Raw genomic sequence first — 13,712 nt, 5'->3', positions numbered from 1 at the left:
TTAATGATTTGAATTATTTAAAACTTTTATTTGTCTAAGCATCAACCAGGTAACAGCAATTGATAAGGTAAGATATACAACAACATAAGTATAGAAGCTAAACACAATACCGGGCATAGGAGTTACTGCATCTTTAGTTTTCATAATGTTATGAATTATCCAGGGTTGTCTTCCTACTTCTGTAACGATCCACCCTGCTTCTAATGCAATAAATCCCATTGGAGCCAATAACACAAATAGTAGCCAATACTTATGACTAGTAAACCATTTTTTCTTTTTTAATGATATAAAATATAGAATTCCTGCAAAAAGTAAAAGAGTGCCGATTCCTACCATGATCTGAAATGCATAATGTACCATAGGTACATTAGGTCGTTCATCCTCGGGAAAATCATTTAATCCTTTAACTTCGGCTTCAAAATCAGAAAAAGCGAGAAATGATAACATTCCCGGGATTGCTATTTTATAGTTCACTTCTTGTTTTTCTGCATCTACTATCCCACCGATATATAAAGGAGCACCTTTTTCGGTATTATAGTGCGCCTCCATAGCTGCAAGTTTTACAGGTTGTCGTTCTGCAATATCTTTAGCAGAAATATCACCACTAATCGGCTGCAATATTGCTGCTATTGCTCCAAATGTTATCGCTATCTTAAATGCTTTTTTATGTAATTCTACTTTTCTTTTTCGGTATACCTGGTATGCATGAACTCCAGCAACAGCAAAACCAGTAGCTGTAAAAGCTGCCAATGTCATATGCAAAGCTTGTGTAAACCAGGCAGGGTTTAACATGGCCTGAACCGGATCTATATTTAAGAATTTCCCGTCTATATATTCAAATCCTGTTGGAGCATTCATCCACCCGTTAGCGGCAACTACCAAAATTCCTGATGCGACCCCCGATAAACCAATAATAATTCCGGTTATCCAATGAAATCTCTCTGGTAGTTTACCCCATCCGTATAAATAAAAACCTAAGGCTATTGCTTCTACAAAAAAAGCTGCTCCTTCTAACGAAAAAGGCATTCCGATAATCGGTCCGGCATGTTTCATAAACTCGGGCCAAAGTAATCCCAGTTCAAAAGATAATGCGGTACCCGAAACTGCACCTGTAACAAAAAATATTGCTACTCCTTTTTGCCATGATTTAGTTAGAGTTAAATATACCTGATCACGTGTTTTTAACCACTTATAGTGAGATACTACCATAAAAAAGGGCATGACCATACCAATACAAGCAAAAACAATATGAAATATTAGAGTAAATGCCATTTGGAGTCTTGCCGCATCAAGATTTTCCATAAGATCTGTTTTTTAAACCTTCAGTTTTACAAAGATAATTTTCAGCATAATAATAGTTAGTAACACAGGTTACAAACATGAAAAAAAGACTATTTTCCCAGAAGCTTCTTTTGGCCCATAAAGATACGATCTAGCTCTGGTTTAATCATTAAACAAGGGCTTTATTTTTTTATAAAAACTAAAAAAAATCATGCTTATAAAAACATCCCGACACTAATACATTTACACCTTATTTTTTTCTAAGAAATTTGATACATAATCACCGTTTTTGACTCAACAACATCATAAATGTTCTTCTCGGGAAAAATTGACAAGAGGTAAGGGAAAAACTACATTTTTAGAAAACAAGTATCGTTGCATCTTTACACCATCAAATACAAAACAAATAGTTAACTCTAAAAAATAAAATAAACATGGAAAATACAATCGAAAAAAATCTTAAACACGTTCACGAATTATTGTCAAAAGGTGCTTTTATTGAAGCTATGGACACTTACTTACATGATGATGTAGAATTAAAAGAAGCCAATGATGCTCCCAAAAAAGGAAAAGCCTTTAATCTTAAGTTTGAGCAGGATTTTATAGATAATCAGCTTTCAGAATTTATTAGGTATGATGTTAACAATTATGCCATTAATGGAAATCATTCTTTTTATGATGCTGTAATGGAATTAAAGCTAAAAGATGGTAGTACTATGCTTTCTGAACAGACTGTTGTTACCGAGTGGAAAGATGGGAAAATTTATAGAGAACGATATTATCACGCATAATACCCCATACCTATGTAAAACCCTTTTTATGTCAAGGTATAAGAAGGGTTTTTTCTCATTTTTAAAACAAGGAATAAAAAATTCTTTACTTTATACTATAATTTGGTTTTATTTTAAATGATTTGTCTATATTTGCACCCTCAAAAGGGAAATATACACCTCGGGGTGTAGCGTAGCCCGGTTATCGCGCCGCGTTTGGGACGCGGAGGTCGCAGGTTCGAATCCTGCCACCCCGACTAAAATTAATATTAAACCTTGTTAATCATGAGATTAACAAGGTTTTGTAGTTTTTAGACCATCATAAGAATTGATATTATATGATATTAATCGGTTAACAGTTTGCAGCTAAGAAAAGTGTTAACCGAATAGTTTGTAAAATACTATTGACAGAATATTCATTATTTTTATCCAAAATTCTATAAATAATAACTTATTTGGTTGTGCAGCATTATTATCAAGTTTTTTATGATTACATTAATAATATTATTGTTTTGCCAGAGCGTGACAAAAAACTTATCGAAAAAACATTTCAACCGGTATTTTTAAAGAAGGGAACAATACTGGAAGCTGCTGGAAATATCCCTTTATATCACAACTTTATAGTTTCTGGGCACTTACGAAACTTTCATCTAAATGAAGATCAAGAAGAAATAACAACAGATCTAAATAATGGTCCCCGCTTTTTTACATCTTACTTTCATTTCATGAATCAAACGGTAAGTAACGAAAATTTACAATGTATCACAGATTGTGAGCTTCTTCGTATAAATCGTAAGGATATAGAGGAATCGGCTAATGAAAGCATCACCCAAAAAAAATATACCACTATACTTTTTGAAAAGCTATTAGAAGAAGAAAGACAACGTAGTTGGGATTTAGTCAATCTAACGGCAGAACAGTTATATCATAAATTTGCTTCAAATAACCCTAACATAATCAAAAATGTACCATTAAGATATATAGCTTCTTATATTGGGATCACTCCTAGACATTTGAGTAGGATACGAAAATAATAACTTCGATTGCATAAATTACATTTATAGACATTTGTCTATCTAACTTGCGTATAGTTAAACCTATATTCGCAAAGTAGTTTTATGAATTACCTTTTGAAAAAATTGACAAGTAAGTAGTTAATTTTAGAAATGTTCATGAAAAATCTACCAGAAATAATCATAAGTTATAAGTCAATTAAATATTAATGAATCCAAGTAAAAAATTAGCCCGAAAGGCAGGCTTTTACTATCTGCTCGTAGTAGTATTTAGCGTTTTATATATGGAGTATATTCCTTCAAAGATTGTAGTTTTTAACAATGAGGAGGAGACCATAAACAATTTGATATCAAACGAATTACTCTTTAGAACAGGAATTTTAATAGGAGTATTGGTCCACCTTAGTTTTATTTTATTACCACTAACACTTTATAAGTTATTAAGTCCTGTAAATAAAGATCATGCAGTATTTATGGTAGTATTTGCCTTAATAAGTATTCCTTTTTCCTATACTTTATTATTAGATCAGTTTGACATTCTAGAGTTGTTAAAAAACTACAATCAATCAAATGTTCATGATACCAAGGAAATCGGTTCAAAAGTAATAAATATCTTTAAAAGATTTTATAATGGCTTTTTTTTGGCCCAGGTATTTTGGGGACTCTGGTTGTTTCCATTTGGGTATCTTGTTTTCAAATCAGGCTTTCTTCCCAGGGTTTTAGGTATTTTTTTAATGTTAGGTTGTATCACTTACTTGATAGATGTTTTTGGTGGAACAATTTTCTCTAACTATTATGATGTTGTAGATACTAGAATCTTAATAATACCTGCAACTATAGGTGAAGTAGGAATTTGCCTATGGCTGTTATTAATTGGAGTGAAAAAAAATATAAAATTTTAAAGTTAAAAGAATCAAATATAGTCACATCACTCCCCTATTTATTTTTAAACTCTAATAACGTATAGGGTTCAAATCCCAATTTCGCTTAATGATTTTAAAGACAATACGATATTGTTAGAACAATACATACTTGATTTCACAAAAAATAGAGGTAATATAGGAAACTAAAATTTAGACTATTACCAAGCAATAACTGCCGAAACACTTTACTTTAGCTTTCTTTCCTCAAAACAATCTGAATATATTCTTTTGTTAAAAAAGTGTTTTTTGCTCTTAAGTATGACCAATTCTTTTTCTAACAGAACTTATCCTGTTTTACAAACTGTCAAATCATCATATCAGGTGTCTTTTCCCAGTTCTCTATCCCTATGTTTGGTGTAACATCACTTAAAAACCTAGAAGAAAAACATGGCAAAGTTGATTATTTGCCTCATTTTTTAAGTGACTTTTTCTACAAATTCAATTAGATAGTATATAAGCTTCAAGACTTTTTATCCCCATTTCTCCCATGCCTTTTAATACTTCTTTTGCCTGACTTTCTGAAACATCATCAATGGCATCAAATGTCCATTTATAATTTACTAATGCTTTACCATGTATATCTGATATTATTTTCACATAAGTAGTTAAATGCTCTATATTAGGGATCATGTCTTGTTCTAAAAAAACGAACTTGAATTCCATATGTTCATGATCTATTTTAAGAATCTTTTCGGTAATAGTTCCATAATCTGTTCTACAAACTCTGATGTTATCGAAGAGTTCGCATGATTTTATTACCTCTGACAACCATTTATGTACATCTTTTCCTGATTTTATAACCTCCCAGGCTTGTTCTGGAGTAGTATTAATTCCTATAGTTACTTGTTGTTCTGATTGCATCATCTAATTGTTTTTAATGTATAAACAAAGGTAATATTGATGTTAAGACACCTTTATACACCTATCGTTGGAATGTTTATACAAAACACAGATTAGGATTTAGTTTTTTTAGATCGGGTTATTTCTTTAGGTTTTGTATAATAATAACTCTTCATTACCATTTGGAAGTATAACTTTTTTATCAAATTCTAATCCTAATTTTAGTAATAAATTTTGAGAAGGGTTATTATTTTGGGCAGTAATTGCATATATGGTTTTTAGTCCGAAAACTTTAAAAGCTACATTTTTTAGTTTGCTTGCTGATTCAAAAGCATACCCTTTTCCCTCATAATCAGGTAAAAAAGCATATCCAATATCAATACCTTCTAATCCATCTCTATCGTAAAGTCCACACGTACCAATTTTGGCATTATCTGATTTTCTTATCACAGTATAACACCCATATCCAAGTCTTTTAAATTGAGGTGTTATTTTATTTCTAATATATTCTTTTGAATATTCGATGGTCTTCACATTTCTATCTCCAATATATTTTAGCCATTTTGGGGTATTCAATAATTGAAATATAAATTCTGCATCTTCTTCCGAGGTTTGTTTAAGTATTAGCCTCTCTGTTTCAAAACTTTTATCAGTGATCATCTTCTCAACTTTTCATCATTTTTTTAGTACTTATTTTATATAATCCCAACAAAAAGTCAGAGCTAATTCTTATCTCAAAATTCATCATTCTATAGTTTTTTTTTACCGCTTACATTAATATATACAATCTTAATTTTTAAAAATTGTTCAAACATATTTCTGACATAGAAACCTTACTTTATTAAATTCTAAATTACCAAACTGAATCTAATAATTTTCTCCCAATTCAGCTTTTTGTATTCCTATGCTAGTTCCATTGGTTGCACTGGTTTTATCTTTTTGTAGAATTTCATTTTTATGAACATTGTATCGTTTCTAAAAATTAAATACAGCAAAAGGTTTTATACTATACTTATAGTCGGAGTAACTGTAGAATACATAGGTATTCTATAATCATAAATTTCTAATCATTCTTAATTGCTAAATTCTTCTTCTATTAACTGGTGGTTTAAATGGATTCCCGTCATGGTTCCGCTCGCCACAGCTACTGATAGAATACGTTTACCAGAATTATCTCCGCAAGCATAAATACCCTCGATAGTGGTTTCTTGACTATTGTTTATTTCAATCAAACCACTTTCTTCTATTTGACACCCCATTTTTTCGGGAATATCACAATGTTGTTGTTTTTCTGGGCTTGAGTAAACAGCATCAACAGCTACTTTGGAACCATCTTCTAATATGATTTTTTGGACATTACCTTCATTGTGTTTTATGAAATCTATTTTTGTTTCAATAATTTGAATACCATTCTTTTTGATTTTTTCTGTCTCCGCTTCAGATAGTGTTGACTTGCCATTGGTAAATACGGTTAAATCTTTAGTCCAATTTGAAATAAGCTCTGCATAATGCATTGCTGCACCACCGTTTGCCAAAATTCCTGTTTTTTTATGCCGATACTCGTAGCCGTGACAATACGGGCAATGTATGATGGTTTTTCCCCAACATGCTGCAAAACCTTTAATGTTAGGCATGATATCTTTTAGTCCAGTTGCAAAAATCAGCTTTTTGGCACGAAACGTATTTTCTGATTTTGTTTTAACCTCAAACCCATCATGAGTCTTTTTTCCAGAAACGGCAAGGCCTTCATAAAACTGTACAGTATCATATTGTACTACTTCATTTTTAGCATTTTGCGCAATGTCAACGGGTTTTTCACCATCATGCGTTAAAAAGTTATGCGAATGTGGTGTTGGACCATTGCACGGTTTTCCACTATCTATAATTAACACTTTTCTCATTGATCTTCCAAGTGCCATTGCTGCCGCAAGACCTGCATAACTACCACCAATGATTATGATATCGTAAGCGTTTTTTATATTCATATTTGTAAAATTTTGTATTGAGAATATTGATTTAGGGAACATTAACATAGGTAACGTTAGTCCTCCTGTTATTATAAATTTTCTTCTTGTTGCCATATAGTTTAATCTTGAATTTTAATTCCAAAACGGCTTCTGATTCCCCTGATACTAAGGCTTTAAAACACCTCTATACTTCCTGGTTATTTTTTATGAATATCAAAGTAGGAACTTCGAAAATGTTGAAGTTTATTGTCTTTTCAATGTCTTCTTCTATACCCGCCAAATCAAAACTGATTCTATTTTCGAGTTTTTTAGTAACAGTTCCTATAGCCAATAATATGGTTTTACATAGAACATAGTTTTTGCAAAAAACTGAATGGGTGTTGTTTGGTGATATTCTTCATTTTGTCTGTCCGCTATTTGATTTTTAATGAATGCGAGACAAAGCTAATAGCTATAGTAGTTATTTAGAATATACCTATCGTTGGAGTAATTGCACAGAACACAGTTCGTTATTAAATTTTGCTCTATTGTCACAGGTTATTTTTTTGTTATATAATGTTCAATCATCCTATTCTGTACTCTATTTTGAACGTGTTTGGAGTTTTCTAATAATTTATAATTTTTAAGCGAAGGAAATATCTTCAATGCTCTTCTAATCATTTTATTTCCAGGAAAGAGTATATCTTTTTTTGCAGCGAATAAGGTTATGGGAGTCTTTATACCTTTCGCTTTTTCCTTTTCTATTATTGGTACTGAAGAAAAGTCCATTTTAAAATATAAAAATACTTTGGATAAGTATTTTACTGCAAATTTATCCCGCTCTGTAAAGATCTCGGCCAAAAACTTCTCTATATATTTCTGGTTCTTGGTTTTCATATACCTTTTCATTGGAATAAAAACTTTGAACAAAGCCTTTATAGGGTTTCCATTCACAATATAAGCTGGGGAAGATAGATACACTTCTTTTATTCTGCTTTCATTAAATTCTAACGTCTTTAGTATAACTAATCCCCCAAAAGAAAAGCCTGCCATTATTACATTCTCGATTTTTAGTGAATCTATTATTTTGTTCATCCATATTCCATAGGAATCATCTTTCATACTTATTCTGGTTTCTGCGCTTTTGTTTGGTTGGGCAAGAACATCTATAGCATAAATACTAAATGTATCGATTAAACCAATATATGCTTCAATTGCGATTGGAGCACATCCATTGGCACCATGAACCAATATAATTGGTGGTTTAGCTGGATTTCCGCATACAATGACATTAGTATTACCATATTCGGTAGCTATGGATCTATACTCATAATCAATGTTCAATTCTCTTAATTTTTCATCATAAAGGCTTAGAATTTCCTTTTTTTCTTGTTCAGATACAAATAGAGATGCCATAATTTTATATTTTAGGACAAATTTACTAAAATCCCTAAATTAGGACAAGTTTACTAATGAAGAATACAAAATCAAATATTTTATCGACATCAAAACATTTATTCAATCAACAGGGTTATAGCAATGTGACAATTAGAATGATTGCATTAGAATTGAAAATTAGTTCTGGTAATTTAAATTATCATTTCAAAAAAAGAGAAGATATCTTAGAGGCTTTGTACTTTGAGATGGTTGAAGCGTTCGATGCCAGGGTTAAACAATTAGGTGATAAACAAATTACATTAGAAACTGTGAAAGAGGATATATTGTTAAGTTTGAATAGAATGGTTGAGTATCGTTTCTTTTGGACTGATTTATACAACTTGCTTAGATTAAACAAAAAGATAAAATCTCATTTTCAAAATGTTTATCATAACAGATTAAAAGGGTATGAATACCTATTCGATGTTTTAATTGAAAAAAACTTAATGAGAGACTTTGAATTTTCAAAAGAAAGTCAATTTTTAATAGAAAGAATGATAAGCTATAGTAATACCTGGCTTTACAATTCTTTCATATACAACAAATCAATCAATGAAGATTACATAGAACTACAGTCAACTAATTTATTAGTTATGCTGTATCCATATTTAACTAATAGAGGTAAACATCAATACCAAAAACTATTACCAAATTATTTCGAGTAATACTCTCCCCTTACCCTTAATCTTGAAGATATCGATTCTTATGATCAAGGTTTTTACTTTCGGAAGAATTATTCATAAATATGAGGGTGTTTCTCGAAGTATAGATACTATACCTATTTTATAAACGACGTCTCAAAAACTACCATGTTCTTTTTAAAGGAAGTTCTAGTATTATTTCATTCATCTTTAGGAGTTACCCAACTAATTATGATGTCTATAGATACTTCTAAACCCGGATGGTGTTTTTCCAGCGTGTTTTTTAAAGAAGCGACAAAAATAGGAAGGTTCTGTAAAGTTCAGTTCATCGGATATTCGTGCTATAGTATTATTGGTTTGAATAAGGTAGGCCTTGGCTTCAAACATCAATTGGCTATGCACATATGCGCTTGCTGATTTCCCTGTGATTTCCCTAACTGTATCATTTAAATAATGTGGATTGATGTGTAGTAATTGGGCGTATTCGGTTATTTGCTTGTGCTCAATCAAATGCTTTGTAACCAATCTCTTAAATCTAGCTACCAATTGTTCTTTTCTCGACAGGTTTTCATCATTGGAATTATGTTGCTCCTTAAACATTCTTTCTGTTTCTAGAAGAAGTGCATTTAAATATAAACGCACCAGTAAATCATCATTAAAGGTTTTTCTATTACAGAATTCTACTTTTAATTTTTCAAAAAGTTTAATAACCGTCTCTTTTTCTGGTTTAGTGAGTTGAACAAAGGGTGGTTTTTCTGATTGAAAAAAAGGAAACTCATTGAGTTTAATCTGATGTTTGAGGCATAATAAAAAGTAATCTGCGTCAAAAATGCAATGGTACCCTTTTACATCTTCACTCCATTGATGAATGGTATGTAATTGATATTCGGGAATAAAGTACAGTGTTCCTTCACTAAATGTATAGGTATTAAACCCAATAGTTTCATGAACAGTGCCTGAAGTCAAAAGAATTGCGGTATAAAATTTTCTTCGTGCACTTTCAAAAGCAGTATGCTTGTGAAGACTCTTTATCTCTTCCAAAGAGGCTACCTCAAGAAAATTATGATATCCTTCGCTCCATCCCTTATCACAAATTTCGCAAAAAGAATACGTTGCATCAGTAAGAAACCGTTCTTTAAAGTCTGATGGATTTTTAATCTCCATAGTAGTATTTAGATAGTGATTCATTGTGTTCAAATTTACTTTATAACATGATTAGATTTAAACTCATTCTACGCTTGTTTATATATTTTAAGTATTTTTCTAATGATTCGGTATCATTATACAATTTATTCTTATTCTTTAACTTTCTCAAAAAAAGAATGACTTTTGTCTTTTAAATCTTTTTCTGTTCTTCTAATGCTTTTAATTTCTCTTTTGCCATGACAAAATTAGAGTCGTACCGAAGTGCTTCCTTATAATTTTCTACTGCCAGTCCAATCTTATTTTCTCTTTCATGATACACTCCCAGTACATAAATAGTATAAGCATCATTAGGAAACATTTTTTTTGCCAATTCTTGTATTTCAATAGCCTTTTGAACATTTCCTTTTAAATAATAGTTCATATACCCATACGTGATTATATCTTCAGGGTTTACAAATATCCAATCTTTGAATTTTTCGGATTGCTTTTTAAAAGTTTTTTCTGCGGATTTTACATCTTTATTCTTTATGATATCAATAAATTGTTGACTAGTAATAGGAACTTCTTTATGTTGGAGAAGGTAGTTCTCTCTTAAAAATTCATAAGTATCAATATCAGGATTCGACATAGTAGATATAACAAACTTTATTGCCTTTTCGGCTTGTTTGTACATACCCTTATCATTCAGCTTAGATGACAAGTTTAATATTTCACCTGGATACAGGTTATTTAGATTATCTTCCAAGAATTTTCCAATATCTTTCTCATCACCCTTATTGAGTTCTTCATATTGTACTATCAGCCCTTCTTCTGGAATCCACTTATCATATTCCATATCCTTGGCTATCTGCAAGGCAAACTTTTCGCCTTTTAGTTTTGAAACCAGGTGTAAAGCCCCATCAATGCCTGCCGAAATGCCCGCTGTAGTGATTACTTCACCGTTATCCACAAAGCGAACATCTTTACGAACATCTATTTTAGGATATTCCGATTGTAAATAATCAATTGATTTATGATAGGTCGTAGCAATTTTGTGATCTAAAAACCCTGCCTCAGCTAGAAAGAAGGCGCCTGTGCATACGGTAAATTTTAGTTTTGATTGCGGTGTTACTTTCTTTACCCAGTTTTTTACTTTTTCATCTTTTGTCGCTGATAAATTTCCACCCCCAACAAATACCGCAATATCGGGTATAGGCGCATTATCTATCGAGTAATCAGGCACAACGGTCAAATAATGCATAGCTTTCATAGGCTGTGTGGTTTTCGCAACAGTATATACATTAAAACCAGCAACTACAAAGACTTCCATCGGACCTGCAAAATCCAATATCTCTATATTGTCCTGCAAATAAATAGCAATATTTTTTATGTCATTCTTTTGCCCCCATATACCTGTAGTTATCAACAGTAAAATAAGTACAACTATTATTTTTTTCATGTTCTGTTACTTTGTTTGAGTTTATAATTCATTTTTTGAAAAAACCTTGAGTACTTTTTTTTAAAATTCTTTGAACCTTATCTCCCATTGTTCAATTTTTGCTGGGTATTAATCAATTGAATACGTAATTCTGGTGCATCGGGATAGGTTTCAACTCCCATTTTAAACACAACCTCAGCTTCTTCAAATCTTTTTTCGTTCTGTAGATTGTACCCTCGTACAGTAATATCTTTAAGTGTAAATAGTATCCAATCTGGATATTCTTTTTTGGCTCTATCATACATGAGTTTGGCCTTGCGAGTATCACTTCTTAACACATTTAAAAAATCCTCATAAGTTTGAGGCACCCATTTTTGGGAAGGTTTCAAAACCTGTGACAAACTATAATAGGTTAAGGCGCTTTTGGGATAAAATGATTTGTTTTTTTCAAAATATTGGAGTGCCATATCACTATTTCCTTTATGTAAAGCGAGATGTCCTGCAATATCGAGTACTCCAAAATCAGGTATTTCCTTATTATCCGGTTCTAGATACTTAGCCACTTTATGCTTTAGATTATAGGTGACTTTACCGTTGTTAATATTCCATTGTGGATATTCCATATATCTAGCTGTTCGGTTAGCCACTTCATAGCCTGCTATTTTAGAAACCATCAATAAGGCACCTTCAATTCCCGAGGATACCCCAGCAGATGTGACAATTTTACCTGAATCCACATATTTTACTTCTTCTATAACATTATCTCCCCCCAAAGATTCTTTTAGAAATGGAATAATCTTATGATGTGATGTTACTTTAATATCTTTTAGTTTACCCGGCTTTTCAAGAAAATAGATACCTGAACATACTGTCAAAACATGAGGGGTTTTATACCATTGGGAATCAATCCATTTTTGAGTACTAACATCATTAATGGATTCTCCTGCATAACCGCCTGGTAAAATCAGAATATCTGTTTTGGGCGCCTTATTAAGATTATAATTCGGTGTTATTTTCAAGAAATCCTGAGAAGTAAGTTCTTTTTCTTTAGCAACTGTGTACACATTAAAATGATAACGATCTGTGTAATAGGAAGCAGCTGCAAATACTTCGCCTGGTCCTGAAAAGTCTAATAATTCGACCCCATCATATACAAAAAGGGCCACATTAAGCGTGTCTTTTGTTTTGTTTTGAGTTTGGGCTTGAATCGAAACAATGGTAAGCAGATAAAAGCATGTTACATATCGTTTTATTGACATACTATTTTTAAAAGGAGATTTGATTTTATTTAGCTTCATTGCTTATTAAATATTTCTTTGTATTCGGTTGTTTCAAAGCCGATAATCTGGTTGTTTTTATCTCGTTTAAATGTAATTAAGTGCGAAGCATGAGAGGTAAGAAACTTGTTTTTGTTGATATAAAAAATTGGGTACTGTTTTTTATCTTTTTCTAAGAACAGCTCTTCGTTTTTACCTATAAATTTCAATGTAAAGGTTTTACCAGAATCTGAAATATAATCCCCTTCGTATTTCTTTAAGGTGGCTGTATCTTTCATATGGATGTAAGGATTGTCTTCTTTATAGGCGATCCCTTTATTGGGTATCCAATCATATTCCATATAAAAGGCTGTTTCTGCTGCGGTTTCCAGTCCTTCTAATTTGGCTACCATATGAAGTGCTCCATCTATTCCTGCCGATACTCCTGCTGTTGTGACCACTTTGCCATTATCTACATATCTTGCTCCACGTATAACTTCTACCTTGGGATACTCTTTTTCGAGTATATCCAGTGTATACCGAAAGGTAGTAGCCTGTTTTCCATCCAAAACTCCAGATGCTGCCAAAATCAAGGCTCCACTACATACCGAGAAATGATATTTTGTTTCCTTCAGGGATTTTATCCAATCTATCAACTCTTGATCTTTTGATGGTAACATAGCGTTGCCACCAAAAAACACTAAGATGTCAACCTCTGGTGCATCAGATAAATCGTAATCTGGAATAACAGTAAGAATACCTTGTGCATAAATAGGTTCCTTGGTCTTCGAGATGGTAACCACTTCGTAACCGGCATATGCAAACACCTCCATAGGCCCTGCTAAATCCAGGATTTCGACTCCAGATTGCAGGTAAAGCCCCACTTTGGTCCTTTTGACTTTCGGATAATTCTTCAATTCTGATTTTTTGATAAGTTTCATATTACAATGTTTACAAACACCTGATTCTGTGAACAGTATCTCATCGCATTTTCTATTGCACGGTACGCATACATATATTTCCTGCTCAGTGGGTATACTGT

14 protein-coding genes and 1 tRNA gene are annotated in these 13,712 nt (G+C 32.1%); 5 read left to right on the top strand and 10 right to left on the bottom strand.

From position 1 onward, the window contains the following. Entirely contained in the window at window positions 1-1,302 is a 1,302-nt protein-coding gene (locus ATO12_RS15860; protein WP_034243446.1) for a cytochrome ubiquinol oxidase subunit I, read from the bottom strand. Window positions 1,303-1,715: 413 nt separating this feature from the next. On the opposite strand from ATO12_RS15860, the gene ATO12_RS15855 reads away from it, so the two are divergent. The 4 genes from ATO12_RS15855 (at window position 1,716) to ATO12_RS15840 (ending at window position 3,966) form a co-directional block, all read left to right on the top strand. Beyond that, entirely contained in the window at window positions 1,716-2,072 is a 357-nt protein-coding gene (locus ATO12_RS15855; protein WP_025666341.1) for a hypothetical protein, read from the top strand. A 161-nt stretch (window positions 2,073-2,233) separates the two neighbouring features. After that, a tRNA-Pro gene (locus ATO12_RS15850) sits at window positions 2,234-2,308 on the top strand. A 204-nt stretch (window positions 2,309-2,512) separates the two neighbouring features. Further along, window positions 2,513-3,085 (top strand): Crp/Fnr family transcriptional regulator, encoded by a 573-nt coding sequence (locus tag ATO12_RS15845; RefSeq protein ID WP_034243443.1) that lies wholly within the window; start codon window positions 2,513-2,515, stop codon window positions 3,083-3,085. 188 nt (window positions 3,086-3,273) lie between these two features. Next, window positions 3,274-3,966, top strand: coding sequence for a DUF4386 domain-containing protein (locus ATO12_RS15840; protein ID WP_034243440.1), 693 nt, complete (start codon window positions 3,274-3,276; stop codon window positions 3,964-3,966). A 459-nt stretch (window positions 3,967-4,425) separates the two neighbouring features. Here ATO12_RS15840 and ATO12_RS15835 read toward each other — a convergent pair whose 3' ends face one another. The 5 genes from ATO12_RS15835 to ATO12_RS15820 form a co-directional block, all read right to left on the bottom strand. Further along, a complete protein-coding gene (locus ATO12_RS15835) occupies window positions 4,426-4,851 on the bottom strand; it encodes an SRPBCC family protein (protein WP_081802086.1) in 426 nt (141 codons plus the stop codon). Between the two features lie 123 nt (window positions 4,852-4,974). Then, complete coding sequence (locus ATO12_RS15830) at window positions 4,975-5,487, bottom strand: GNAT family N-acetyltransferase (RefSeq protein ID WP_034243433.1); 513 nt, start codon at window positions 5,485-5,487, stop codon at window positions 4,975-4,977. 413 nt (window positions 5,488-5,900) lie between these two features. Further along, complete coding sequence (locus ATO12_RS15825; RefSeq protein WP_034243627.1) at window positions 5,901-6,812, bottom strand: NAD(P)/FAD-dependent oxidoreductase; 912 nt, start codon at window positions 6,810-6,812, stop codon at window positions 5,901-5,903. A gap of 166 nt (window positions 6,813-6,978) precedes the next feature. Further along, window positions 6,979-7,125 carry a hypothetical protein gene (locus tag ATO12_RS26140; protein WP_165583398.1) on the bottom strand — a complete coding sequence of 49 codons (147 nt, stop codon included), beginning with the start codon at window positions 7,123-7,125 and terminating at the stop codon, window positions 6,979-6,981. A gap of 206 nt (window positions 7,126-7,331) precedes the next feature. Then, window positions 7,332-8,189, bottom strand: a complete 858-nt coding sequence (locus tag ATO12_RS15820) for an alpha/beta fold hydrolase (RefSeq protein ID WP_034243430.1) — start codon at window positions 8,187-8,189, stop codon at window positions 7,332-7,334. A gap of 56 nt (window positions 8,190-8,245) precedes the next feature. Between ATO12_RS15820 and ATO12_RS15815 the strand changes: the two genes are divergently transcribed. After that, a complete protein-coding gene (locus tag ATO12_RS15815; protein WP_034243427.1) occupies window positions 8,246-8,875 on the top strand; it encodes a TetR/AcrR family transcriptional regulator in 630 nt (209 codons plus the stop codon). Between the two features lie 201 nt (window positions 8,876-9,076). Here the strand turns inward: ATO12_RS15815 and ATO12_RS15810 are convergent, their stop codons facing one another. The 4 genes from ATO12_RS15810 to ATO12_RS25005 all read right to left on the bottom strand — a co-directional run bounded on the left by ATO12_RS15810 (window position 9,077) and on the right by ATO12_RS25005 (window position 13,611). Next, window positions 9,077-10,039: a helix-turn-helix domain-containing protein gene (locus ATO12_RS15810; RefSeq protein WP_034243424.1), complete on the bottom strand. Its 963-nt coding sequence runs from the start codon at window positions 10,037-10,039 to the stop codon at window positions 9,077-9,079. A 148-nt stretch (window positions 10,040-10,187) separates the two neighbouring features. Then, the gene (locus tag ATO12_RS25010) at window positions 10,188-11,435 is read right to left on the bottom strand and encodes a DJ-1/PfpI family protein (RefSeq protein ID WP_051575873.1); all 1,248 of its coding nucleotides are present in this window, start codon (window positions 11,433-11,435) and stop codon (window positions 10,188-10,190) included. Between the two features lie 77 nt (window positions 11,436-11,512). Then, window positions 11,513-12,712 (bottom strand): DJ-1/PfpI family protein, encoded by a 1,200-nt coding sequence (locus ATO12_RS15800; RefSeq protein ID WP_034243420.1) that lies wholly within the window; start codon window positions 12,710-12,712, stop codon window positions 11,513-11,515. Further along, the gene (locus tag ATO12_RS25005; RefSeq protein ID WP_051575872.1) at window positions 12,709-13,611 is read right to left on the bottom strand and encodes a DJ-1/PfpI family protein; all 903 of its coding nucleotides are present in this window, start codon (window positions 13,609-13,611) and stop codon (window positions 12,709-12,711) included. The genes ATO12_RS15800 and ATO12_RS25005 overlap by 4 nt, the downstream gene beginning before the upstream one ends. Between the last annotated feature and the right edge of the window lie 101 nt (window positions 13,612-13,712).

The sequence above is a fragment of the Aquimarina atlantica genome (genome assembly GCF_000626715.1).
Classification (GTDB): Bacteria; Bacteroidota; Bacteroidia; order Flavobacteriales; family Flavobacteriaceae; genus Aquimarina; species Aquimarina atlantica.
The sequence above is the reverse complement of the archived record's forward strand: the minus strand, read 5'-3'. Positions and strand labels throughout refer to the sequence as shown.

Bases quoted from the DNA above. Each gene is read 5' to 3' on its own strand.
- ATO12_RS15815 (WP_034243427.1), top strand. From the start codon at position 8,246: ATGAAGAATACAAAATCAAATATTTTATCGACATCAAAACATTTATTC.
- ATO12_RS15825 (WP_034243627.1), bottom strand. From the start codon at position 6,812: ATGAATATAAAAAACGCTTACGATATCATAATCATTGGTGGTAGTTAT.
- ATO12_RS25005 (WP_051575872.1), bottom strand. From the start codon at position 13,611: ATGAAACTTATCAAAAAATCAGAATTGAAGAATTATCCGAAAGTCAAA.
- ATO12_RS15800 (WP_034243420.1), bottom strand. From the start codon at position 12,712: ATGAAGCTAAATAAAATCAAATCTCCTTTTAAAAATAGTATGTCAATA.
- ATO12_RS15820 (WP_034243430.1), bottom strand. From the start codon at position 8,189: ATGGCATCTCTATTTGTATCTGAACAAGAAAAAAAGGAAATTCTAAGC.
- ATO12_RS15835 (WP_081802086.1), bottom strand. From the start codon at position 4,851: ATGATGCAATCAGAACAACAAGTAACTATAGGAATTAATACTACTCCA.
- ATO12_RS25010 (WP_051575873.1), bottom strand. From the start codon at position 11,435: ATGAAAAAAATAATAGTTGTACTTATTTTACTGTTGATAACTACAGGT.
- ATO12_RS15860 (WP_034243446.1), bottom strand. From the start codon at position 1,302: ATGGAAAATCTTGATGCGGCAAGACTCCAAATGGCATTTACTCTAATA.
- ATO12_RS15840 (WP_034243440.1), top strand. From the start codon at position 3,274: ATGAATCCAAGTAAAAAATTAGCCCGAAAGGCAGGCTTTTACTATCTG.
- ATO12_RS15810 (WP_034243424.1), bottom strand. From the start codon at position 10,039: ATGAATCACTATCTAAATACTACTATGGAGATTAAAAATCCATCAGAC.
- ATO12_RS15830 (WP_034243433.1), bottom strand. From the start codon at position 5,487: ATGATCACTGATAAAAGTTTTGAAACAGAGAGGCTAATACTTAAACAA.
- ATO12_RS15855 (WP_025666341.1), top strand. From the start codon at position 1,716: ATGGAAAATACAATCGAAAAAAATCTTAAACACGTTCACGAATTATTG.